This is a genomic window from Acidovorax sp., from assembly GCF_046291265.1.
Taxonomy (GTDB): Bacteria; Pseudomonadota; Gammaproteobacteria; order Burkholderiales; family Burkholderiaceae_C; genus Acidovorax.
This window is the reverse complement of record NZ_JBKBTV010000011.1, coordinates 40186-64653: the sequence shown is the minus strand read 5'-3', so window position 1 is coordinate 64653 and position 24468 is coordinate 40186. Positions and strand designations below refer to the sequence as shown.

At 62.3% G+C, this 24468-nt stretch carries 18 protein-coding genes; 10 read left to right on the top strand and 8 right to left on the bottom strand.

From position 1 onward, the window contains the following. Positions 1-7 precede the first annotated feature (7 nt). Genes ACK41V_RS06525 through ACK41V_RS06510 form a run of 4 tightly spaced genes read left to right on the top strand, consistent with a single transcriptional unit; the run spans position 8 to position 3297 of the window. Entirely contained in the window at positions 8-973 is a 966-nt protein-coding gene (locus ACK41V_RS06525; RefSeq protein ID WP_409779503.1) for a glycosyltransferase family 2 protein, read from the top strand. Next, entirely contained in the window at positions 970-1359 is a 390-nt protein-coding gene (locus ACK41V_RS06520; protein ID WP_409779501.1) for a GtrA family protein, read from the top strand. Before ACK41V_RS06525 ends, ACK41V_RS06520 begins: the two co-directional genes overlap by 4 nt. Positions 1360-1417: 58 nt before the next feature. Beyond that, positions 1418-2485, top strand: coding sequence for an acyltransferase family protein (locus tag ACK41V_RS06515; RefSeq protein ID WP_409779498.1), 1068 nt, complete (start codon positions 1418-1420; stop codon positions 2483-2485). Beyond that, positions 2482-3297: an HAD-IIB family hydrolase gene (locus tag ACK41V_RS06510; protein ID WP_409779496.1), complete on the top strand. Its 816-nt coding sequence runs from the start codon at positions 2482-2484 to the stop codon at positions 3295-3297. Before ACK41V_RS06515 ends, ACK41V_RS06510 begins: the two co-directional genes overlap by 4 nt. Positions 3298-3345: 48 nt before the next feature. Here ACK41V_RS06510 and ACK41V_RS06505 read toward each other — a convergent pair whose 3' ends face one another. Together ACK41V_RS06505 and ACK41V_RS06500 are read right to left on the bottom strand one after the other, a co-directional pair. Continuing rightward, positions 3346-4308, bottom strand: coding sequence for a Bug family tripartite tricarboxylate transporter substrate binding protein (locus tag ACK41V_RS06505; RefSeq protein WP_409779493.1), 963 nt, complete (start codon positions 4306-4308; stop codon positions 3346-3348). A 130-nt stretch (positions 4309-4438) separates the two neighbouring features. Beyond that, on the bottom strand, positions 4439-4870 hold the full coding sequence (locus ACK41V_RS06500; protein WP_409779490.1) for an Lrp/AsnC family transcriptional regulator: 432 nt from the start codon (positions 4868-4870) through the stop codon (positions 4439-4441). 164 nt (positions 4871-5034) lie between these two features. On the opposite strand from ACK41V_RS06500, the gene ctlX reads away from it, so the two are divergent. After that, complete coding sequence (ctlX, locus tag ACK41V_RS06495) at positions 5035-6012, top strand: citrulline utilization hydrolase CtlX (RefSeq protein WP_409779487.1); 978 nt, start codon at positions 5035-5037, stop codon at positions 6010-6012. An 80-nt stretch (positions 6013-6092) separates the two neighbouring features. Here the strand turns inward: ctlX and ACK41V_RS06490 are convergent, their stop codons facing one another. Continuing rightward, positions 6093-6461, bottom strand: a complete 369-nt coding sequence (locus tag ACK41V_RS06490; protein ID WP_409779484.1) for a hypothetical protein — start codon at positions 6459-6461, stop codon at positions 6093-6095. A gap of 903 nt (positions 6462-7364) precedes the next feature. Between ACK41V_RS06490 and ACK41V_RS06485 the strand changes: the two genes are divergently transcribed. Together ACK41V_RS06485 and ACK41V_RS06480 are read left to right on the top strand one after the other, a co-directional pair. Continuing rightward, on the top strand, positions 7365-9119 hold the full coding sequence (locus ACK41V_RS06485) for an MFS transporter (protein ID WP_409779481.1): 1755 nt from the start codon (positions 7365-7367) through the stop codon (positions 9117-9119). Positions 9120-9217: 98 nt separating this feature from the next. Then, complete coding sequence (locus ACK41V_RS06480; protein ID WP_409779478.1) at positions 9218-9490, top strand: hypothetical protein; 273 nt, start codon at positions 9218-9220, stop codon at positions 9488-9490. A 141-nt stretch (positions 9491-9631) separates the two neighbouring features. Here ACK41V_RS06480 and ACK41V_RS06475 read toward each other — a convergent pair whose 3' ends face one another. Further along, positions 9632-10132, bottom strand: a complete 501-nt coding sequence (locus tag ACK41V_RS06475; RefSeq protein ID WP_409779475.1) for a hypothetical protein — start codon at positions 10130-10132, stop codon at positions 9632-9634. Between the two features lie 198 nt (positions 10133-10330). Beyond that, positions 10331-16264 (bottom strand): excinuclease ABC subunit UvrA, encoded by a 5934-nt coding sequence (gene uvrA, locus ACK41V_RS06470; RefSeq protein WP_409779472.1) that lies wholly within the window; start codon positions 16262-16264, stop codon positions 10331-10333. A 203-nt stretch (positions 16265-16467) separates the two neighbouring features. Between uvrA and ACK41V_RS06465 the strand changes: the two genes are divergently transcribed. Then, on the top strand, positions 16468-17583 hold the full coding sequence (locus tag ACK41V_RS06465; RefSeq protein ID WP_409779469.1) for an ABC transporter substrate-binding protein: 1116 nt from the start codon (positions 16468-16470) through the stop codon (positions 17581-17583). A gap of 183 nt (positions 17584-17766) precedes the next feature. Then, positions 17767-18882 (top strand): ABC transporter substrate-binding protein, encoded by a 1116-nt coding sequence (locus ACK41V_RS06460; protein ID WP_409779466.1) that lies wholly within the window; start codon positions 17767-17769, stop codon positions 18880-18882. Between the two features lie 154 nt (positions 18883-19036). On the opposite strand, the gene ACK41V_RS06455 is transcribed toward ACK41V_RS06460, so the two are convergent. Beyond that, entirely contained in the window at positions 19037-20716 is a 1680-nt protein-coding gene (locus ACK41V_RS06455) for an MFS transporter (protein ID WP_409779463.1), read from the bottom strand. 748 nt (positions 20717-21464) lie between these two features. Between ACK41V_RS06455 and ACK41V_RS06450 the strand changes: the two genes are divergently transcribed. Then, positions 21465-21983 carry a hypothetical protein gene (locus ACK41V_RS06450; RefSeq protein WP_409779460.1) on the top strand — a complete coding sequence of 173 codons (519 nt, stop codon included), beginning with the start codon at positions 21465-21467 and terminating at the stop codon, positions 21981-21983. Between the two features lie 80 nt (positions 21984-22063). Here the strand turns inward: ACK41V_RS06450 and ACK41V_RS06445 are convergent, their stop codons facing one another. After that, positions 22064-24181, bottom strand: a complete 2118-nt coding sequence (locus tag ACK41V_RS06445) for a sodium:solute symporter family protein (RefSeq protein WP_409779457.1) — start codon at positions 24179-24181, stop codon at positions 22064-22066. Further along, positions 24178-24438, bottom strand: coding sequence for a DUF4212 domain-containing protein (locus tag ACK41V_RS06440; RefSeq protein WP_409779454.1), 261 nt, complete (start codon positions 24436-24438; stop codon positions 24178-24180). Before ACK41V_RS06440 ends, ACK41V_RS06445 begins: the two co-directional genes overlap by 4 nt. Positions 24439-24468: the final 30 nt, after the last annotated feature.

Below are 24468 nucleotides of genomic sequence, written 5' to 3'. Positions count from 1 at the left end.
TCAAGACATGGACCCCAAAAAATCACCATATCCGAATATTGCGGTCGTTATTCCATGTTTTAACGAGGCCCTCGCAATCGGGTTAGTGCTCGACGGTTTCAAGGCAGCATTACCAGAAGCCCATTTGTATGTCTTCGACAACAACTCAACAGACGAAACGGCCAAAGTCGCGGCAGCTCATGGCGCCACCGTCATCCACGTTTCCCTGCGCGGGAAAGGCAATGTCGTCCGCCGGATGTTCGCGGACGTGGAATCCGATGTCTATGTGATGGTGGATGGCGATGCGACATACCACGCACCTTCGGTGCGCAAACTCATTGATACCCTGATCAATCAACGGTTAGACATGGTTGTTGGTGCCCGCGTAGAGTACGAATCAGGCCCGGGGGTTACTTATCGCCCAGGCCATCGCTTAGGCAACAAACTGCTGACGGGTTGCGTGCAGCAGATCTTTGGCGGCAGCTTCAGAGACATGCTATCGGGATACCGCGTTTTCTCTCGTCGATACGTCAAATCCTTTCCAGCACAGTCACACGGCTTTGAGATTGAAACCGAATTGAACGTCCATGCGTTGGAACTGCGAATGCCCTGCGCAGAAATTGACACGCCCTATGGAACACGCCCAGAAGGCTCGATCAGCAAACTCTCGACCTATCGGGATGGCTGGCGAATTCTAAAGACCATTGGGCGACTAGTGCTCAGTGAGAAACCTCTGCAGTTCTTCGGCTGGCTGGGGCTGGTTCTCATGTTCATCTCTATCGCGCTTGCAACCCCGATTGTTATGGAGTTTCAGCTTACCGGAATGGTCCGACGATTTCCCACTCTCGGCTTGGTCACGGGCTTGATGCTTTGCGGAGTGGTGTCCGGAGTGAGTGGCCTGATCCTTCATGGCATCACCCAAATGCGTCGCGAACTCAAGCGATTCGTTTATCTGAGCGTCAAAGAAACCGGAAACGTCAGCATCACGCAATGAAGCTCAACCGAAGTTTGTTGTGGTTTGGCATTGTAGGAATTGTGGGTCTCGCCGTGGATGTGACCCTACTTACTGTATTGCGCGATCTGTTGGGGGTATATGGTGCGCGCGTCGCCTCATTCTTGGCCGCAGCAACTACAACCTGGATACTGAATCGCCACTTCAGCTTTGCAGGGCGGTCGGCCAACATGGGCATTTGGCGCGAATATGTGCAGTATCTGGGCCTCATGCTCGGCGGCGGTTTGATCAATTTGGCCACTTATTCAGTTTTGGCCTGGAAGCTAGCCCAAACCCCCTTTTGGCTTGGCATCTATGCATGTGCCGGCAGCGTGTTGGGTATGGCGGTGAATTTTCTCGGGGCCAGCAAATGGCTATATCGCCACTAGGCCTAAAAGCAAAATTTCGATTGAAAACACAAAGTGCAGCGCTTCTTGCAACCTTCGGATGGAATTGATGGCAGCGCAAAACCCCGTTAAGAACGACCTGCACTGGATCCAGGCTCTGCGAGGGATTGCCGCGCTGATGGTGCTTTTCTTTCACATGCACCCGCATTGGGATCTGGTTCCGATACTGTCGCTGACCAGCGGGTTGGCGCGCTGGGGATTCTCTGGCGTAGACATCTTTTTCGCGCTCAGCGGCTTCGTTGTATACCGTTCAGCCCAGCGCACTGTTCCTATGCGCGGTATTTGGGCGTTCACCAAAAAGCGACTACTGCGCATCTATCTCGGCTACTGGCCCGTGTTGCTGGCAATCGCTTTGGTGACCGTCTACGTGCACCAAGAGCAGCTTCCTGCATTGGAAAAGATGGTGTTCAGCACCCTGCTGCTATATCCCAACATATGGGATAACTGGTTGTCGCCTGCTTGGTCGTTAACGATGGAGATCTACTTTTATCTGTGGATCGGTCTGATCGCTCTATTGCCAGCTCGCTACCAAATCAAAGCAATCATCTGGGTTATGTCGGTGCTGGCAGCCTGGGGGATTGGTTGGTTATTGGTTGACCCTGCCGGTGTTGTGGAGGGTCGCCAACCACTGCGCTACCTACTCACCGGACTCGGGCTGGAGTTTCTCGCGGGAGCCCTGCTGGCCCACTTTTATACGATCCGTGCAGGCTTTTTCATGCGCCCGGGCAGCACCATCCCACTGTGCGTATTGCTAATGATTGCAGGCCTCTCTTTAGGCATGACTTCACCCTTCTTCGACCGCGTGGAAGTACTGCGTGCAATCAGCTTCGGACTTATGGGACTCAGTGCCTTGGTCGTGGCGCTGACGCTGGAGCAAACCCGCTACTCGCCTCCTCGGTGGTTGGTGGCGGTAGGTGACGCCTCTTACAGCCTGTATCTGCTGCATACGTTCTTACTCGACTGGGCGGGGCGACTGCGCGTGCAGTGGGCGCTGGACGGTACCCCGGCAGTTCTACCCTACCTGCTGGCAATGCCAGTGTGCATTGTGCTCATCAGCCTGCTTTGGTATCGGTGGATCGAAAAACCCATCATGAAAGCCGCGCTTTGAAAGCCTTTTCCTCTTGGCCCACTGTCGCTGCGCCACAGATTGCGGGCTTATTCACCGACATTGATGACACCCTCACCACGGAGGGTGAAATTACCTCCCAAGCGCTCGAAGCGCTCATCCATCTGAAGGCTGCAGGATTGCATATCATTCCTGTCACTGGTAGACCCGTGGGATGGAGCGCTCCCTTCGCACTCACTTGGCCCGTGGACGCCATCGTGGCAGAGAATGGCGCTGTCGCTATGACGCGGACGGCCGATGGCACGCTCGCCAAGCAATACCAACAAGATGAGACAACCCGTGCGAGTAACTATGCGAGCATGCAGGAAGTCCTCGTAACCATAGAGCGTGAAGTGGCGGGGGCCCAGCGAGCCACCGACTCACCCGGCCGCGAGTGCGATATCGCCATTGACCACAGCGAGTTCACCACCCTGCCCCAGGCTGCCATCGACCATTGCGTGCAGATCATGCGCGCTGCGGGCATGAACGCCACGGTCAGCAGCATCCACATCAACGGCTGGTATGGCTCTCACAACAAACTGGAGGGGGCACGCTGGATCGTGCGCGAGTTATTCGGGCGGGATCTGGATGCCGAGATGGACCGCTGGGTCTACGTGGGCGATTCGACCAACGACCAGATCATGTTCGAGCACTTCCCGCACAGCATCGGCGTGGCCAACATCGCCCGCTTCGTGCCGCAGCTTACCCACTTGCCGCACTATGTGACGCAGGGCGAGCGGGGCGCGGGGTTTGCCGAGGTGGCCAGGGCAATTTTGAGTCAAAAAGACCGCCAGCGCTTATCCCATAAGCGCTAGCAGCTATTTATTCAATAGCAAGAGCGCCGATGTGTTTCAGCACATGCCTCACTGCGGCTTCGCCAGCCCCAGCTTCTCCACCAGCGCCTTCTCCCGCGTAAAAGTGTCTTGCGCAAACTTCTGGTACGCAGTGGTGCTCATGTACATCGGCACCATGTCGTAGCGGCCCAGGGCAGTGCGGTAGCTTTCTTGCTCCATGGCTTGTTTGAAGGCGTCGTGCAGGCGCTTGACCACCGCTTCGGGCGTGCCCTTGGGGGCGCCGATGCCAAACGGCGAGTTTTGCACCAGGTCCAGACCCAGCTCCTTGAGCGTCGGAGCATCGGGGAATTTCGCCAGGCGCTCAGCGCCCCAGGTGTTGAGCACGCGCAGCTTGCCGGCCTCGACCTGGGGGGCAAATCCGGTGGAGTCGGCGGCGGCCATGATCTGCCCGCCCAGGATGGACTGCATGAGGTCGGCGCTGCCCTTGTAGGGCACGTGCAGCAGCTCCAGGCCGAGCTGCTGGGCGATCAGTTCCATGGTCAGGTGCGGGCTGGTCATGGTGCCGGTGGAGCCGTAGCTGAGCTTGCCGGGGTTGGCCTTGGCCCAGGCCACAAAGTGGGTCCAGGTCTTGAGCGGCGAGTCGGCCGGCACGACCAGGCCAAACGCGTAGCCGGTGACATTGAGCACGTAGCTGATGTCCTTGACCGGGTCCCAATTGATCTTGGTGGTGTAAGGCAGGCGGAACACGCCCAGCGGGATCTGGGCCACGGTGTAGCCGTCTGCCAGGGCGGTCTGCAGGGCCTGGGCGGGCAAGGTGCCGCCCGCGCCGGGCTTGTTCTCGACGATCACGGTTTGGCCCAGGATTTTGCTGGCGCTGTCGGCCAGCGAGCGCATGGTGATGTCGGTGGGGCCGCCTGCGGGGAACGCGATGATGAGTTTGATGGGTTTGCTCGGAAAGCTCTGGGCCTGCGCCATGAACGCGGGGGCGGCCAGGCTGGCGGCTCCCCATTGGATGATGTGACGACGTTGCATGGCGGGCTCCTGAAAACAGCAAAGACAAAGATCTATCCATTGGACTGCACTTGGGTGCGCTGCAGCATGCAGGAAACCCCCTAGGGACTGTCGCCAACGCGCCAGAGGCGCCGTGCTGCCGAGGGCGACTTCACACCTTGTAGGTCGACAGCAGGATGCTGGTTTCGGTATTGGCAATGCCGGGCGTGAGGCGGATGCGTCCCAGCGCGGCATCAAACGCCTCCAGGCTTTCGGCGCGCACCTCGGCCACGATGTCCCAGCGGCCGTTGGTGGTGTGCAGCGTGCCCACCATGGGCTCGCCGCGCAGGGTCCGGATCACCTCGGGTGCGGCGTTGCCCTCTACCGCGATGCTCATCCAGGCGCGGATGCGCTGGGGTTCTGAATCGGGCCGCAGTCGCACGGTGTAGCCGACGATGACGCCGCTCTCCTCCATTTTGTGCAGCCGGTTGTGCACGGTGCCGCGCGATACGCGAAGCTTCTGCGCCAATGCAGAAACGGGCGTGCGTGCGTCGGCACGCAGGATGCTGATGATTTCGCGGTCGGTGTCATCGAGTTTGGTCACTGTGTCTCCTTGGGGTGGCATATCGCCAATTTTTGACTCATTTTGACCAGTCTGATGCCTATTGTTTGCGGGCGGCTGCCGAGAAAATTCTCTTCACGCCACGCCGGGTCCAAGCCCCAGTGGTGACACGGTTTGAAAAGAGACTCCCCTTAACGCCATCCCCCATGCAATCCTCTGCCCAAGCTCCCAGCGCCGTCGTGATGGTGCGCCCCCACCGCTTTCGCCCCAACCCCGAAACCGCGGCCGACAACACCTTTCAGACCCTCACGCCCACCCAACACGCAGCCGAGACGGCGCGCCGGGCCCATGCCGAGGTCACCACTGCCGCGGCGCAGCTGGAAGCCGCAGGCGTGCGCGTGCACCTGTTCGACGACCTGGGAGAGCGCAATACCCCCGACGCGGTGTTCCCCAACAACTGGTTCTCGACCCATGCGGGCGGGCATGTGGCGATCTACCCCATGGTGGCCAACAACCGCCGCCGCGAGCGACGCAGCGATGTGATCGAGTTGCTCAAGGCCGAATACCGCGTGCAAGACGTGATCGACTACTCCGGCCTGGAGGCCGACGGCGTGTATCTGGAAGGCACGGGCGCGATGGTGCTGGACCACATCGCGCGCGTGGCCTACACCGCGCTGTCGAACCGCGCCAACCCGGTGGCGCTGGAGCGCTTTTGCACCCACTTCAACTACGAGCCCATGGTGTTTGCGACGGCCGACACACAAGGCCGACCCTGCTATCACACCAACGTGATGCTCTGTGTGGGCACTGCGTTTGCGATGGGCGGCTTCCACATGATCACCGACGCCGCCCGGCGCGACGCGGTGCGCGAGCGCCTGCACGAGACGGGCCGCGAAGTCATCGAGCTGACCGCCCACCAGATCGGTGAATTTGCAGGCAACGCGCTGGAACTCACAGGCTCCCAGGGCCGGGTGCTGGCACTATCGCATCGCGCTGAGGCCAGCCTGACACCCGCACAGCGCGGCACCATCGAACGCAGCGCGCGCCTGCTGCCACTGGCAGTGCCCACGGTTGAGCAGGCAGGAGGCTCTGTGCGTTGCATGCTGGCGGGCGTGCACCTCGCGCGGCGCAGGACCGGCGCCGCGCCGGGCTACGCTCATGCCGCTGTCACCGCAGAAATTTGAGTCAAACAGGCCTCTAGCGCTTGATGGCAAAGCGCTGATAGCTATAAAAACCATAGCTATCACCCAGCAGACGCTGCGCACTACCCATCGGAGGTGGGTGGCAACGACGGAGGCAACGGCTGCGTCTGCAGCCGCGCATCACAACCCACACCCGATGCGATCCAGCGCCGGGCCAGGGCAGCCATCGCTCGCACCGCCCAAGCATGCGTCAAACCCGTCACGCCCCCGGGGTCGGACACCATGCCACACAGGTAGCGCTGCTCGGCATCGCTCCAGCGCAACGCAACGCACGCGCCCTTGCGCCGCCGCGACACCACCACGCCCAGCGGGCAGGGCTCGGCCAGGCAACACAGCCCGCAGCCATTGCACGGCGCACCCTCTGCAGGCTTGGCAGGCGCCTCGGGGTGCAGCCATACGACGGTGGATGCGGGATGGGATGGGGACGGCATGGTTGGCGAAGGACGAAAAGGAAAGTGCGCTCACGCAGCTATTGAATTGGCATCTCCATCGACATCTGAATCGGCATCTTTGAAATGGGAACACCCGTTCGGGCTGAGCCCTTCAACGGGCTCATGGCAGACTTGTCGAAGCTCGCGCGGCGCTTCGACAAGCTTAGCGTGAACGGCTTCCAGTGGATGGATGCCGACTCAACACGACAGAACAGCGCGACGGCTATCCGGCCCACAGCAGCGCCTCGGCCTTGGCTGTTCGCAAAAATCGTTTGCACAACTGCAGCAGGTAGAACGTGCGCGCCGCCCGCGCCAAAACACAGGGTTGGACACCGCCGAGCGCTCATCAACACATCCACAAACAAAGCGCCTGGTTGGCCTCGTGGCCCAACCCGATTCACCGGACTCCTAAGGACATACCCTCAGCCCAGGCCAAGGCTGACCAAATGAAACCTTGGCGTAAGCAAACTTAACCACAGTCCAGCACGGTAGCTAAGTACATGCGTCTAGCGACCGAATTTTTAGCGCAAGACATGACGACTACCAGTCGTCTGGATACCTCTCAATCTCTATGGGTAGATGAGATCTTTGGAAGCTGAAAGCAATGAGATGGCCTGCTGATCCGCCCTCTGAATCTACTCGCCGACGCAAGAGCTTGAGGCCGTTCATCGACGTCAAAGTGTCCCGGAGACATGTAGCTTGGGTTCTTACGAAAGGGAGCAGAAGCAGGTGGCAAGAAACCTGAGAGAAAACAACGTCTTCGGTCTGGGTGATCGGAGCAGCAAATGCGATCCGCAGGCCGACTGCGGGTTCCCACCGTCTGGCAAATAGCCTGGACACATATGGAGTATGAAAATGGCGACAGTTGACACAGCTACAAATGTGCGGGAACGGTCCCGCCCGATGACCCGCGAGGAAAGGAAGGTCATCATGGCCTCCTCCGCGGGCACCATTTTCGAGTGGTACGACTTCTATCTGTACGGCTCTTTGGCCGCCATCATCGGGGCGCAGTTCTTTACCGCGTTCCCGGAAAGCACACGCAATGTGTTCGCGCTGCTGGCTTTCGCGGCCGGCTTCATCGTGCGTCCGTTCGGCGCGCTGGTGTTCGGCATGTTGGGCGACATGATCGGTCGCAAGTACACCTTCCTGATGACCATCGTCATCATGGGTCTGTCGACATTCCTGGTCGGTATCCTGCCCAACTATGAAAGCATCGGCACGATCGCTCCCATCATCCTGATCGTGTTGCGCATGGCGCAGGGCCTGGCATTGGGCGGCGAGTATGGTGGTGCAGCCATCTATGTGGCCGAACACGCCCCCGCCAACCAACGCGGCTACTTCACGGCGTTCATCCAGACCACGGCGACGCTGGGCCTGCTGTTGTCCCTGATCGTGATTCTGGCGGTGCAAGGCTACGTCAACGGAGCCTATCCAGATGTTCCCCTGTTGAAGGATGGCGTTGCCGTTCTGATGGCGGACGGCAAGCCGACCATGGTCAAGGCGTTCAACGCCTGGGGCTGGCGCATTCCGTTCATTGGCTCGATCTTCCTGCTGGCCATTTCGCTCTACATCCGCCTGCAGATGAACGAAAGCCCGGCCTTCAAGAAGATGAAGGAAGAAGGTCGCACGTCCAAGGCTCCGCTGAGCGAAGCCTTCGGCAACTGGAAAAACGGCAAGATCGCCCTGCTGGCCCTGCTGGGTTTGGTCGCAGGTCAGGCCGTTGTCTGGTACACCGGCCAGTTCTACGCACTGTTCTTCATGCAGAACGTGATCAAGGTCGACAGCTTTACTGCCAACGTCATGGTGGCCTGGTCGCTGATCCTCGGCACCGGCGGTTTCCTGATCTTTGGTGCACTGTCTGACCGCATTGGCCGCAAGCCGATCATCCTGACGGGCTGCCTGCTGGGAGCGCTCACCTTCCTGCCAGTGTTCACACTCCTGACCAAGACAGCCAACCCAGCGCTGTACACGGCGCACCAGACCCCCGTCACCGTGACCGTGTCGCCAACCGACTGCTCGTTCCAGTTCAACCCGACCGGCACGGCGAAGTTCACGTCGTCTTGCGACATCGCCAAGGCCCAGTTGGCCCGCACCTCGGTGAACTACGAAACCATCGAGAGCGCGGCAGGCACGGCAGCCTCCGTGAAGGTCGGTGAAACCGTGATCCCGTCGTATGACGCGAACAAGCTGACGGGCGACGAGCTGAAGAATGCGAAAGCCACCTTCGAATCCAGCCTGAACGCTGCACTGAAGAGTGCAGGCTATCCGCTGGTTCCGGCCGACAACACTTCCATCGCCAAGGCAAAGCACTTTTTCGATATCTACACGACGCAGAAGGCCACCATCATCGTCATCCTGACCTATCTGGTCATCTTGGTGACCATGGTCTACGGTCCCATTGCGGCCATGCTGGTCGAGTTGTTCCCGACTCGCATTCGCTACTCCGGCCTCTCCCTGCCGTATCACATCGGCAACGGCTGGTTCGGTGGTCTGATGCCTGCGACCGCCTTCGCGATCTCTGCCCAGACCGGGAACATCTACTCAGGCTTGTGGTACGCCATCGTTATTGCCGTGATGACGGTGGTGATCGGCACGCTGTTCGTGCCGGGTGGAACTCACAAGAAGGATATTTTCGAAGGCGACTCTGCTGCTCGATAAACTCGACTAGCTAAACAGGCCAGTGTCCTCTCTGGACACTGGCCTGTTCTTTTTTGGCGTGTCGAACCTGAATACTTACGGTGAAGGAAAAAGTCACAATGATCGAACTTGTGATTTCGCAATTAAGCGACTTATTTCGCATCGGCCTGATCATCGCCCTCGTGGTGACAACGCTCCGAAACGCCGCAGTGACGGGGCGCATAATCCCCCTGGTTCTGGGTGTGGTGTTTGTAGCGGTGATGCTGCCCACCACCATGCCCAAGGGCTCGGCAAGCGTCGCAGAAGCCATTCTCGCGGGGCTGATCTCCAACTCAATTATCTTGGTGCTCGCTCTTGCGGGTACGCTCCTGGTCTCAAGACTGCGACGCTGAACACCGTTGTTTGCCTGGCCCAATATCGGACCCTCCCGGGCCGCAAAAAAGGCCTCACGCTGCCAGAGCAGCGGAGGCCGAAGCCGGTCTTCAGAAGACCGGTGGGAGGGATCGAAAGGTAGTTGGCTGAGCGCGCTGCGTTCAGCAGCCGGAAGGACGGCCAGGACGCATGGGAACGATGCCGGTGACACGCAGCGTAGCGTTGGAGCCATCGCTGGCGGTCAGGGTTTTACCGTTGAAACGGATCTGGTCGCTTTCGCGGACCACGGCGGTATCGGTGGGCTCGCCGCTGCCGTATTCCTTGCCTTCAAACGTAACGAACACCTGGTGCAGACCAGTGGCATCTGGGCGGTAACGGATATCACCAAAGGCAGTGGTCGAGGCACCCACCTTGTTCGCGCCATCAAAACGGAAAGAGCACAGCTCTGGCACCGAGCCGATGGGGTTTTCCTTGTCCACGTTGGTGAGGTTCAGTGCACCGTTGCCGTACACGCCATTGAGGCCGGCAACCGTCGCGTTGCTGACCGTCAAAACGCCCGGCTCGTTGCTGGGCGTCGGGTCATCGTCATTGCCGCCGCCGCAGGCGACGAGCAGGACAGAAGTGGCAGCGAGGGCCATGCAGGTTTTGAAGATAGATTTCATGGTGATGAGCGTCCGTAGAGTTTGATGGGGTTGCCAGGGGGAGCTGCGCCCCAAGCGCTTGTCCCTGAACTGCATCGTATGAACGGCACCTTGCAACACATGTGCGCCTTGGCCTGTCTTGCACGTAGGACACGGGCCGACAGCGCTGAGCGCTGCGGCCGCCCTCTTCACCGGCACATCAAACTGACACCCACATCCTCAGCGCGCCAGCACCGCCGCCAGCGCCTTGCCCGTGTGCGTGCCTGCGGCCACCACATCCTCAGGCGTTGCTGCGGCCACGATGCGGCCGCCTGCGTTGCCGCCCTCGGGCCCCAGGTCCAGAATCCAGTCGGCCTCGGCGATCACATCGAGGTCATGCTCGATGACGATCACGCTGTGCCCGCCATCCACCAGGCGGTGCAGCACACGGATGAGCTTGTCCACGTCGGCCATGTGCAGGCCCACGGTGGGCTCGTCCAGCACATACAGCGTGTGCGGCGCCTTCTGGCCGCGGCGGCCCACTTCATCGCGCACCTTGGTGAGTTCGGTCACGAGCTTGATGCGCTGCGCCTCCCCACCGCTGAGCGTCGGCGAAGGCTGGCCCAGCGTGAGGTAGCCCAGGCCCACGTCCTGCAAGAGCTGCAACGGGTGCGCAATGCTGGGCATGGTGGCGAAGAAGCCCACGGCCTCGTCCACCTCCATCTGCAGCACGTCGCCAATGCTCTTGCCGCGCCAGGTCACGGCCAGCGTCTCGGGGTTGAAGCGCGCGCCGTGGCAGGTTTCGCACGGCACCTTCACGTCGGGCAGAAAGCTCATCTCGATGGTGCGCACGCCGGCGCCTTCGCAGCCGGGGCAGCGGCCTTCGCCGGTGTTGAAGCTGAAGCGCCCCGCAGCGTAGCCGCGCGCCTTGGCTTCCAGCGTCTCGGCAAACAGCTTGCGGATGGTGTCCCAGAAGCCGATGTAGGTGGCGGGGCAACTGCGCGGCGTTTTGCCGATGGGCGTCTGGTCCACTTCGAGCACGCGGTCGATGCTCTCGAAGCCCGACAGGCCCGTGCAACCGACCAGTGGCGGCGCCTTGCCTGCGTCCATGGCATCGCGGCCCGCCTTGGTGCTGCGCTGCTGCACCCAGGCCTGCACGTTGGCCAGCAACACGTCGCGCGCCAGCGTGGACTTGCCTGAACCGCTCACGCCCGTCACGGCGACCAAGCGATGCAGCGGCACGGTGGCTGTCACGTTCTGCAGGTTGTGCAGCTGCGCGCCATGCACGGTGAGCCAGCGCATCGCGGCGCGTTCCTTCGCCTCGGTCAGCGCGTCGACCGCCAACGATGCGGCCTGGGCGGCGCGCTTCTTGACGGCTGCGCTTTGCCGCCCGGTGGGGGCAGCGGCTTCTGCACGGGCGTAGGCGGCCGTCGCTTCAGCGCTCACCTCGCTGGCCGACATGCTTCGGCGCAGCTGCAGCGGGTGCTTCATCGCGTGCAGCAGGTAGCGGCCGGTTTGCGAATCTTCTGCAGCCGTGATGTCGGCAACGCTGCCCTGCGCCACCAGGCGACCGCCGCGTTTGCCCGCGCTGGGGCCGATGTCGATGATGTGGTCGGCGCGGCGAATCGTGTCTTCGTCGTGCTCCACCACCACCAGCGTGTTGCCCTTGTCACCCAGCTTGTGCAAGGCGTTGAGCAAGATCTGGTTGTCGCGCGCATGCAAGCCGATGGTGGGCTCGTCGAGCACATAGCACACGCCCTGCAGGTTGCTGCCCAGCTGCGCGGCCAGGCGGATGCGCTGTGCCTCGCCGCCGCTGAGCGTGGGCGCGCCCCGGTCCAGCGTGAGGTAGGAGAGGCCCACTTCTTCGAGGAATTCGAGGCGGCTCTGGATCTCGGGCACCAGGTCGCGGGCGATGTCGCCTTCGCGCTGGGTCATGCCACCTTCGATGCGCAGAGTCTCGATCCAGCGGCGCACATCGGTCACCGACAGCGCGGCGATGTCGGTAATTCCTACACCCACAAATCGGACCGCTCTTGCTGTGGCGTTCAGCCGCGTACCACTGCAAGTGGGGCAGGCGGTGTCCTGCAGGTCTTCCACCTCGGGCTCGGCAAAGGTTTGCTCGCGGCCTTTTTCCTTGTCTTCCTGCACCGAGTCGTCAAACACCTTGCGCTGGTCCTTGGTCAGCTTGACGCCGGTGCCCACGCAGTCCGGGCACCAGCCGTGTTTGCTGTTGTAGCTGAAGAGCCGCGGGTCCAGCTCGGCATAGCTCGTGGCGCACACCGGGCAGGCGCGCTTGGTCGAGAACGCCTGCAGATGCCCGATGCCCGCCGTGGGCAAGCCGCTTTCCATGGCGGCGGCCAGCGTCTCAATGCTGCTGAGCACATGCACCACGCCCTTGCCGTGTGTGAGCGCGTCGGCCAGCGCCTTGCGGAGCTGGGCTTCGTTCTCGGGAGACACATCCAGGCTGGCCACGGGCAGCTCGATGGTGTGCTCCTTGAACCGGTCGATGCGCGGGAAGTTGGTGGTGGGCAAAAAGTTGCCGTCCACGCGCAGATGCGTGTGGCCGCGCGGGCGGGCCCAGTCGGCCAGCTCGGTGTAGACACCCTTGCGGTTCATCACCAGTGGTGCGAGCAGCCCGATGTGCTGGCCACGGAACTGCGTGAGCAGCTGGGCGGCGATGCTCTCGGGCGTTTGCGGCTGCACGGCGGCGCCGTCCTTGGTGCAGTGCTGGGTGCCGAGCTTGACGTAGAGCAGGCGCAGAAAGTGCCACACCTCGGTCGTGGTGCCCACGGTGGACTTGCGACCACCGCGCGAGAGGCGCTGCTCGATCGCGACGGTGGGCGGGATGCCATACACCGCATCCACCTCCGGCCGACCGGCGGGCTGCACGATGCTGCGGGCATAGGCGTTGAGCGATTCGAGGTAGCGGCGCTGGCCTTCGTTGAACAGGATGTCAAACGCCAGCGTGGACTTGCCCGAGCCGCTCACGCCCGTCACCACGTTGAACTTGCCACGCGGGATGTCCACGCTCAGGTTCTTGAGGTTGTGCTCCTTGGCGTTGACGATTTGTATGGCGTTTTTGGCCTCTAGCGCTTTACCATCAAGCGCTACCAGCTCTCTTTTTCGTAGCGCTGCGGCTTTTTCATGCACCGAGTGGCCGCCGATGCCCAGCGTCAGTTCGTAGTCGCGCAGGGCCAGGCCGGTGTGCGAAGTGGCATGAGCGCGCACGTCTTCGGGCGTGCCTTCTGCCACAACGAGGCCGCCTGCATAGCCGCCCTCGGGGCCGAGGTCGATGAGCCAGTCGCTCGCACGGATCACGTCCAAGTTGTGTTCGATGACGATGAGCGAATGCCCCGCATCGATGAGCTTGCGCAGCGCGCGCATGAGCTTGGCGATGTCGTCAAAGTGCAGGCCGGTGGTGGGCTCGTCGAACAGGAACAGCGTGCCCTTGCGGGCGACCGACTGGCGGGACTTGGACGCACTGCGTGCCGCCTCGGCTAGGAAACCCGCGAGCTTGAGGCGCTGCGCCTCGCCGCCGCTCAGCGTGGGCACGGGCTGGCCCAGCGCCACGTATTCCAGCCCCACGTCCACGATGGGCTGCAGCGCGCGGATCACATCGCGGTCGCCCGCAAACAGATCCGCTGCCTCGGCCACCGTGAGGGCGAGCACGTCCGCCACGTTGAGGCTGCGGCCGCCGCGTTCGATGGTGATTTCCAGAATCTCGGGCCGGTAGCGCTTGCCGTCGCAGTCCGGGCAGCGCAGGTACACGTCCGACAGGAACTGCATCTCCACATGCTCGAAGCCCGATCCGCCGCAGGTCGGGCAGCGCCCGTCGCCGCTGTTGAAGCTGAACTTGCTGGCGGTATAGCTGCGCTGGCGCGACAGCGGCGCCACCGCAAACAGCTCGCGGATGCTGTCCCACGCGCCCACGTAGCTCACGGGGTTGGAACGCGCGGTCTTGCCAATCGGCGACTGGTCCACAAACACCACGTCCGACAGGTGGTCGGCACCCAGCATGCGGTCGTGCGCGCCGGGCGTATCAGTCGCCTTGCCAAAGTGGCGCAGCAGCGCGGGGGCCAGCACATCCTGGATCAGGCTGGACTTGCCCGAGCCGCTGACGCCCGTGACGGTGACCAGGCGCTGCAGCGGGAACTCGACCGACACGTTCTGCAGGTTGTGCTCGCGCGCGCCTTCGAGGATGAGGCGCGGCGTGGATTCGGTCACCATGCGCTTGAAGCCAAAGCCCACGTGTTTGCGGCCGCCCAGGTAGGCGCCGGTCAATGTGTCGGCATTGCGCAGGTCGGCCGTGGTGCCGTCAAAAACGATCTGCCCGCCCAGGCGACCGGGGCCGGGGCCCATGTCGATCATGCGGTCCGCCGCGAGCATTACGGCCGGGTCATGCTCCACCACCACCAGGGTGTTGCCTGCATCGCGCAGGCGCAGCATGGCCTCGGTGATGCGGTGCATGTCGCGCGGGTGCAGGCCGATGCTGGGCTCGTCGAGCACGAAGAGCGTGTTGACCAACGAGGTGCCGAGCGCTGTGGTGAGGTTGATGCGCTGCACCTCGCCGCCGCTCAGCGTGCGGCTTTGCCGGTCCAGCGTGAGGTAGCCAATGCCCACGTCACACAGGTATCTGAGGCGCGTGGTGATTTCCGCGTGCAGCAGCTTGAGCGCTTGCGCATCGCCGCCCTTGGCATCGTCGCCCACCGGCAACTGCATGCGATCAAAGAACTGCCGCAGGCGGTCGATGGGCAGCAGCATCAGGTCGTGCAGGCACAGGCCGGGCAGCGCTTCGAGCTGCTCGCGCGACCATTGCACCCCCTCAGGCATGAAGCGCTTGCCGGGCTCCAGCACCGCATCGGCGTCTTCCTTGCGACCGATGCGCCAGAGCAGGCTCTCGGTCTTGAGCCGCGCACCCGCACAGGTGGGGCACGGCGTATAGCTGCGGTACTTGGACAAGAGCACGCGGATGTGCATCTTGTAAGCCTTGCTCTCCAGGTATTCAAAGAAGCGCTTGATGCCGTACCACTGCTTGCTCCACTGCCCGTCCTTGTAGCCAGGCGTGCCGCCGATCACCCACTTTTTCTGGTCGTCGGTGAGCTTGTACCAAGGGGTATCGCGCGGGATGCCTGCTGTTTCGGCATGGCGCATGAGGTCGTCCTGCGCCTCTTTCCACGCAGGGGTTTGGATGGTCTTGATGGCACCCGCGCGCAGCGTGAGCTTGTCGTTGGGGATGACCAGGCCGTAGTCCACGCCGATCACGCGACCAAAGCCCCGGCAGCTGTCGCACGCGCCCACGGCGGAGTTGAATGAGAAGGCCGACGGGATGGGGTCGCTGTAACGCAGGTCGCTGTCGGGGCAGTGCAGGCCGGTGGAGAAGCGCCACAGTTCTGGTGCGGGCTCCGTTCGCGTCGAGTTTGTCGAAACGCTTTCCCGGCCTTCGACAGGCTCAGGCTGAACGGGTTGGGGGATGACATACACATTCAACCGCCCCGTGCCACGCTTGAGCGCGACCTCGATGGCTTCGATCACACGTACCTTCTCGGCATTGCCCAGGCGGAACCGGTCGGCCACCACATCCAGCACCTTGCGCGGGCCGGTGGGCGTGGCCACCTCGCGCTCAGCCTGAACCTTGGTGAAACCGCTGGCCGACAGCCACTGCTCGACCTGCTCGGCAGAGGTGTTGGCGGGCAGTTCGACCGGGAAGGTCAACACGATGCGCGGATCACTGGCGGCAGCGCAACGTGCGGCCAGCTCGGCATAGATGGTTTCCGGCGTGTCATGCCGCACCGGCTGCGCCGTCTGCTTGTCAAACAACTGGCCCGCGCGTGCAAACAACAGCTTCAGGTGGTCGTTCAGCTCCGTCATCGTGCCCACGGTGGAGCGGCTGGAGCGCACGGGGTTGGTCTGGTCGATGGCAATGGCCGGGGGCACGCCTTCGACCTTGTCCACGGCAGGCTTGTCCATGCGGTCCAGAAACTGGCGCGCGTAGGCGCTGAAGGTTTCGACATAGCGGCGCTGGCCTTCGGCATACAACGTGTCGAACACCAGGCTGGATTTGCCCGAGCCGCTGGGGCCCGTGACCACCGTCAGCTCGCCGGTGCGGATGTCCAGATCCAGGTTCTTGAGGTTGTGCTGGCGTGCGCCGCGGATACGGATCAGTCCCTGGGTCATGGAGGCAGTCTTTCGAGGGTGAGGCGGAACATTCTAGGGATGCATCGGCCGCTGCGCCCACTGCGTGTGAGTACCCCCGAACCGTGCTGCGGTGCTCTGGATGAAACACAAATTTGTCACCGACAGGCCCTGCCTCGGAAAAAACCCTTGGAAGGCTGGCGAAACATCGGTTTAGACTGCCCTTTTCATAAGAGGAGACAGCCATGAAGCAATGGCAAACACTGTGGGCCAGCGCTGCCCTCGCGCTGTCGGTGTGCAGCACCGGCCATGCGCAGATCCAGATTGGCCAGACGGCGGGCTTCTCAGGCCAGGTCGCGGCAGGCGTCAAAGAGACGACCGATGGTGCCCTGCTGTACATCGAGTCCATCAACGCCAAGGGCGGCGTCAACGGCCAGAAAATCGAGCTGACCTCGCTCGACGACAAGTTTGACCCCAAGATTGCGGCCGAAAACGCCCGCAAGCTGATCGAAGAGAACAATGTGTCTGCGCTGTTTCTGACACGCGGCACCCCCCACACCGAAGCCATCATTCCGCTGCTGGAGAAACACGGCGTGGCGCTGGTGGGGCCATCCACCGGGGCGATGGTGCTGCACCAGCCGGTGCGCAAATACGTGTTCAACGTGCGCGCCACGTACCAGCGTGAAGCCGAAAAGGCGATGACCCACCTGGTCTCCATGGGTATCACGCGCATTGCGCTGATGTATGCCGACGACAGTTTCGGTGCCGATGGCGTAGCAGGCGCCCAAAAGGGCCTCGCAGCCGCCAAACTCACCCCTGTGGTGCTGGAAAAGTTCGACCGCACCAAGCCGGACTTTGCACCCATCGTCGCCAAGATTTCCAAGGCGGACACCCAGGCCGTGCTGATGGTGGCGTCAGGGTCGGCCGTGGTGGACGCAGGCGCCGCACTGCGCGCGGCCGGGTCGGCGGCGCAGATCGTGACGCTGTCCAACAACGCATCCGGCGGTTTTATCAAGAGCCTGGGGGCCAACGCACGGGGTGTGATCGTGACGCAGGTGTACCCCAACGAACGCGCCGTCACTTATTCCCTGGTCAAAGAAGCCCAGGAGCTGGCCAAGGCCAAGGGGCTGACCGAAATCAGCCCCGCCATGCTGGAAGGCTATGCCGCCGCCAAGGTGCTGGTGGAAGGACTCAAGCGCGCCGGACCCAAGCCCAACCGCGAAAAAATCCACGCAGGGCTTGAAAGCATCAAGAAGTTTGACCTGGGTGGGCTGGAAGTGACCTACGGCGCTGACGATCACACCGGCCTGGACTTTGCCGATCTTTCCATCATCGGCACCGATGGGCGATTCCGCCGCTGAGCCCTGTTTCCTTGGGCATTGCGAGCCCACCAAGCAGCCCCTCAATGCCGCATAGCACCCCAAACTGACGCGGAGCTTTATTCCCAGGTCGCAGGCCCGGCTTTGCCCGGGCCTGCGTGTTTTTACGGGTTGTTCGTCACAATTTGTATCTATATTGACGCAATTCTGGAACAGGGCCGCCGCATGAGATTTACCCATTGGTTACGCGCGGGCGCTGCCCTGGCGGTGTTGGGCACGGGCCTCGCCCAGGGACAGATCCTGATTGGGCAAACGGTGGGAATCACCGGATCGGCTGCTGCTACGGTGGCAGAGTCCATGCAGGGCGCGGCGCTGTACATCGACAGCGTGAATGCCAAAGGCGGCGTGGGCGGACAGAAGGTGGAAGTCATCTCGCTGGACGACAAGTTCGACCCCAAGCTGACCCTGGAAAACACCCGCACCCTCATCGAGCAGCGGGGCGTGATCGGGATGTTCATGACCCGCGGCACACCACACACCCAGGGCATCGTGCCCGTGCTTGAACAGCACGGCGTGTCCTTGGTGGGGCCCTCCACGGGAGCGATGGTGCTGCATGAGCCGGTCAGCAAATACGTTTTCAACGTGCGCGCCACCTACCAGCGCGAGGTCGAAAAAGCCATCACCCACCTCAACACCCTGGGCATCAAACGCATTGGCGTGGTGCATGTGGACGACACGTTTGGTGCAGACGGCCTGGCCGGTGCGCTGATTGGCTTCAAGGCCAACAACATCGAAGCCCTGTTCATCGAGAAGTTTGACCGCGCCAAGCCCGACTACGCAGCCATTGCGCCTCGCGTGTCGCAAAAGCAGCCGCAGGCGGTGATCTTCATCGGCACCGGCGCTGCGGTGGTGGACGGCATCAAGGCGCTGCGCACAGCAGGCGTCAGCGGGCAGATCGTGACGCTGTCCAACAATGCATCGGGTGGATTTGTGAAGGCACTGGGCGACAGCGCGCGGGGCGTGGTGGTCACGCAGGTGTTTCCGTCAGAGCGCTCGCTGAACTACGCCGTTATCAAAGAAGCCATGGACCTCGCCAAGGCCAAGAACGTGGGCGATTTGACCCCCGCCATGGTGGAAGGGTTTGTCGCCGCCAAGGTGCTGGTGGAAGGCATCAAACGCGCTGGCGCCAAGCCCGACCGTGCGCGCCTGCATGCCGCACTCGAAGGCATCAAGAAGTTCGACGTGGGCGGGCTGGAAGTGACGTACAGCGCTACAGACCACACCGGGCTGGACTTTTCGGATCTGTCGATCATTGGCAGCGACGGGCGGTTTAGGCGATAAGCCCCCTGAGCGGCTTTGCCGCGTCCCCCTCAGGGGGACGCCTCCAGCGGCCCGGCAGAGCCGGTTCCGCGGTGGCGCTGGTATTTGGGCGCGCCAGTTTCAGCGACTTGCGGGCATGGCAGCTCCCGGGACGGGAACCTTGCACGCCATCCCTTTAATCATTGGCGTAGATATCCACATCCTTGGTCTCGCGCAGTAGCAGAACGCCCACCACCGCAGTGGCGCCTGCAACGACTACCGGATACCACAGGCCGCTGTACATGTTGCCCGTTTGCGCCACGATGGCGAAGGACAAGGTGGGCAGCAATCCGCCAAACCAGCCGTTGCCAATGTGGTACGGCAGGCTCACCGAGGTATAGCGGATGCGGGTGGGAAACATCTCCACCAGCATCGCCGCAAGGGGGCCGTAAACCATGGTGACCAGCACCATCAAATAGCTGAGGATGGCCACCACCAACAGCGTGTTGACCCGTTCGGGATCGGCGCGCGACGGGTAGCCGCTGTCTGCAAGCGCGCGGCCCACCGCCTGGCGGAAGGCGATGGCACTGCGCCGTGCCTCGTCAGCAGGTACGCCGTGGGCTGAAGGACTGACGATCTCGGTGGTGCCAATGCGGATCAGCGTGTGCCCGGGCGGGCCCTTTGCACCGGATGTCACGGAGGGTTCGGTGTCGTAACTCACCGACTGGGCCGCCAGTGTCTGTTTGGCCAGGTCGCATGCACTGGCAAACCGTGCGGTGCCGGTGGGGTTGAACTGAAAGGAGCAATCCGCCGGGTCTGCCACAACCACCACCACGCGGTTGCGCGACTGGGCTTCTGTCAACGCGGGGTTGGCGGCCCATGCCAGCGCCTGAAACGCCGGGAAGTACGTGGCCGCCGCCAGCACACAGCCCAGCATGATGATGGGCTTGCGCCCCACCCGGTCTGACAGCGCGCCAAACACGATAAAAAACGGCGTGCCGATGAGCAGCGCCGCGGCCAGCATGAGCTGTGCGGTGGTGGGGTCTACCTTGAGCTGCTGCGTGAGAAAAAACAGCGCATAAAACTGCCCCGTGTACCAGACCACCGCCTGCCCCGCGGTCAGCCCTGCCAGGGCGAGCAGCACCACGCGCAGATTCTTCCACCGCCCGAAAGATTCGGACACCGGCGCCAGCGACGTGCGCCCCTGCGCCTTGATGCGGCGAAACGCGGGCGACTCGTTGAGCGACAGTCGGATCCACACCGACACCACCAGCAGCACGATGGACACCAGAAACGGAATGCGCCAGCCCCAGTCGGCAAACGCATCGTTTCCCAGCAGCGTGCGCGTACCCAGAATCACCAGCAACGACATCAACAGCCCCAGCGTGGCCGTGGTCTGTATCCAGGCGGTGTCGGCGCCCCGCCGCCCCTGCGGCGCATATTCGGCCACGTAGATAGCAGCGCCGCCGTACTCGCCCCCCATGGCGAGGCCTTGCAGCAGCCGCAGCCCGATCAGGATGACCGGGGCCGCCACACCAATGCTGCTGTACGACGGAAGAATGCCCACGATGAATGTGGACAGGCCCATGATGAGGATGGTCACCAGAAAGGTGTATTTGCGCCCGATCATGTCGCCCAGGCGCCCAAACACCAGCGCCCCGAACGGCCGCACGACAAAACCCGCCGCAAAGGCCAGCAACGCAAAAACGAACGCCGCCCCGGGGTCTGCCGGGCTGAAGAATTCCCGCGCAATGATGGCCGCCAGCGCGCCATAGAGGTAAAAGTCATACCACTCGAACACGGTGCCGAGCGTGGACGCGAAGACGACTTTTCTTTCCTCCCGCGTCATGGCGCGGGCGGCGGCAGCGTCGGCCATGGCGGTTGTCTCCAGAGGCGGCTTGTTGTTGTGGGGGGCGTGGGGGGTGGTGGGGTTTCCCGCTGCCACCTCCAACGCCCGCCCATTCTTGAAGCGCTCACTGACCCCGTTCTGACAGCCGCCTTGGCGCGGGCTTGCACTCCACACCTCAAACTGTGCGGCGGTACGCCGCGCCCCAAAGCCCCTGACCTGAATGCTGTCTGCCCGCTTTGGGCGCCAAGCCCGAAGGCACCCGGGCCGCAGTCTCGGTGTTTTCAGCATAAAAATGGCCATTAGCGCTTATCTGCAAAGCATAAATAGCTATTAAATTAGTAGCATTCATGCTACAGACTCGGGGGCAATCACCTGCACCACACCACCACGGAGCACCTGTCAACTGCTGCAGATCGGTCGCCATGCTGTCTATGTCTCCTGGTGAATTTGAAGACCTCGTAGAGGCGGGCTGGGGGCATTCTTCGTGCACGCAGTGACTACCCTCTGACGGCGACCACCAGAAGCTTGCAGTAAACTGAATTGATACTTACAAAGCGCAGCACAGCGTGAGCTGTGCTCAGGGACTCCGGACTTCACAACCATGGGCAGGGTAAACACCGAACAGTTTTTGTGTGCACGGACTGTGTGCACCTACACAGGCGGATACAAACGCACATGGACCTGTTGTGCACGGCCGGGCTCTGCACAAGACGCCCGGGTGATACACATCACCCATCCTTGATAGACCGCGACAGTCGACCTTTGCAAGGGAGCCATGCACACCCACACGATCCTCATAAAGACGGACCTTGGCCAGGAGGCGATCAAGCACCGTGACCGCGCCCTCCCTCCGCGAGAACGCACCACCCTGATCCTTGTGGATGGCGCCAAACGCGTGCAGGATCTGGCGCAAGCATGTGGCGGCTTGGACGAGGCATTGCGTATTGCCGAAACGCTGGTGGGCCTCGGCCTGGCTGCTGTGGTGTCCGATGGCGCTGCGCCCCCTGCGGCTGGTGCAGCAGCAACCCCGCCAGCTGGCGCATCCGAACGCAGTTCCAAGGCCGGGGCCAGCCCCCCCGCACCACCGCAGGACCTGCGCAGCAGCACACGGCGTGCCACCAGGGCGCTGGAGGACCTGCTGGGGCCCGCGTGCGAGCCTTTGGCTTTGCAGCTGGAGAAGTGCAAGTCCCTCGCAGAACTCGAGGCCAAGGTCCTGGAGTTGCGCGCCATCGTGGCGTCCATGCGTTCAGAGAAAAAGGCCGACGAATTTGTGGCGGCAGCGCTGGGCCGCTGACCCGTCAACATCACAAAAAAAGCCCCGCCACTTTCGTGGCGGGGCTTTTTGGTTTAAAGAGTCTATTGACCGCTGTCCGCTCAATGCGCAGCGCTGGCTCCAGAGGTCTTTCCATCCAGGCTGGGGTAACGCACATGCTCCACCAGTTCCTGGATGTCCCTGCCAGGTGCCTTCGTCAGCAGCGAGACGATGATGATCACTGCAAAGCCCAGCGGCACACCAAACAGGCCCGCCGAGATGGGGGCGATATCCCACCATGTGTTGGCTTTGGCGATCTCGGGCGTGATGGCGGTTCCATGGGTGAGCTTGTACAGCCAGGGCTGGGTGGTGACCATGTAGTAGAAGGTGATGCCCAGACCCGCCAGCATTCCCAGGGATGCCCCCCACTTGTTGGCCCGCTTCCAGAAGATGCCCAGTGTCAGCGCCGGGAAGAAAGCCGCCGCGGCAAACGAGAAGGCCGCCGACACCAGGAACAGAATGTCCGCCGGTTTCTGCGCCGCCACGTAGGCTGCGGCCAGGGCCACCACTAGGAGCAGCAGCTTGGACACCATCACGCGGCGTGCCGTGGAGGCGTTGGGGTCCAGCACCTTGTAGTACAGGTCGTGCGACAGCGCGTTGGCGATGGTCAGCAGCAAACCGTCTGCGGTAGACAGCGCCGCCGCCAACCCCCCTGCAGCCACCATGCCCGACACCACGTACGGCAGCCCGGCGATTTCTGGCGTGGCCAGCACGATGATGTCGCCACCAATCGATATCTCCGCCAGCTGCAGGATGCCGTCGTTGTTGATGTCCACCACCGACAGCAGCGACTTGTCCACCGCACTCCACCGCGCAATCCACTCCGGCAGGTTGGCGAACGGCGTGTTCACCAGCACGGTGTAGACCTCGTACTTGGCCAGCACCGCCAACGCTGGCGCTGTGAAGTACAGCAGGAAGATGAAGAACAGCGACCAGCTCACCGACTCCCGCGCCTCGCGCACCGAGGGCACGGTGTAGTAGCGCATGAGGATGTGCGGCAACGCGGCCGTACCGATCATCAGGCAGAACACCAGCGCCATGAAGTTCTTGCGCGCTATGTTTTGTGCTGCTTCGTCCTTGCCGGGGAATGGCTCGGCATGGCGGATGGGCGGTGCCGACTTGGCCGCATTTGAGGTGCGCGCCGCCGTGTAGGCAGTGCGGGCGTCCGCCTCATTGCTGGGCACTGCGGCCAACGCGGCCGCAGCAGCGGCAATGTCAGGCGCAGGCGCGTTGGCGGCCTTCAGGTCGTCCAGCTTCTTTTGCGCTGCCGCACGGTCGGCGGCCAGCGAGGCGTTCACGTCCTTGAGCTTTTCCACCGCTGCATCCGAGCGGGCCTTGTAGATGCCGCGCACCTCCAGCTCCTTGGGGTCTTTGATCAGCTCGGCTTCCTTGGCTGTCACCTTTTCGAGGGTGTAGCCGTAGACCGCCTGCGGCACCGGCACGCCCGTGTGTTTGACCGACAGCCACACCACCGGAAGCAGGTACGCAATGATCAGGATGATGTACTGCGCGACCTGGGTCCAGGTCACGGCACGCATGCCCCCAAGGAACGAGCAAACCAGGATACCGGCCAGGCCCGCAAAGATACCGATCTCGAAAGCCAGGCCCGTGAGGCGCGAAGTGATCAGGCCCACGCCGTAGATCTGTGCCACCACATAGGTGAAGGAGCACAGGATGGCCGCCCCCACGCCGATCAGCCGGGGCAGGTTGCCCTCATACCGCGCCCCCAGAAAATCGGGAATGGTGAACTGGCCGAACTTGCGCAGGTAGGGCGCGAGGAACAAAGCCACGAGGCAGTAGCCCCCTGTCCACCCCAGGATGAACGCCAGCCCCCCATAACCCGACAGGTACAGGGTGCCCGCCATGCCGATGAAAGAGGCCGCTGACATCCAGTCCGCCCCCGTGGCCATGCCGTTGTACATGGCTGGCACGCGGCGGCCCGCCACGTAGTACTCCGCCGCATCGTTGGTGCGGCTCATGACGCCGATGCCGGCATACAGGAACACGGTGGCCGCCAGGAAGAGGTAGCCGATCCAGTTTTTGGGCAGGCCCATCTGTTCGAGCACCGCCAGCACCAGCACAAAGCCGATGAAGCCGCCGGTGTACCAGGTGTAGACCTTGTTCAGGCCTTTCTTGAAGTCGCCTTGCGACTGTCCATCTCCGCCGAAGAGTCCCATCATTCTTCTCCTTCGGCAACGCCGTATTCGATGTCAAGCTTGTTCATGTGGCGGGCGTAGTACCAGATGATCAGGCAATACACCACCAAGGCGCCCTGGGCGGCAACCCAGAACGAAAACGGCCAGCCGAAGAAGCTGAACGTCAGGTCGCGGGCGAAGAACACCACGACAAAAGTGACAAAGAACCATATGCCCAACAACAGGGCCGTGATTTTTAGGTTTTTGCGCCAGTACTCCTGGTGCTTGGCCGTCAGTTTCATTGCTTGCTCCTCCATGTCGTTAAAAGAAAA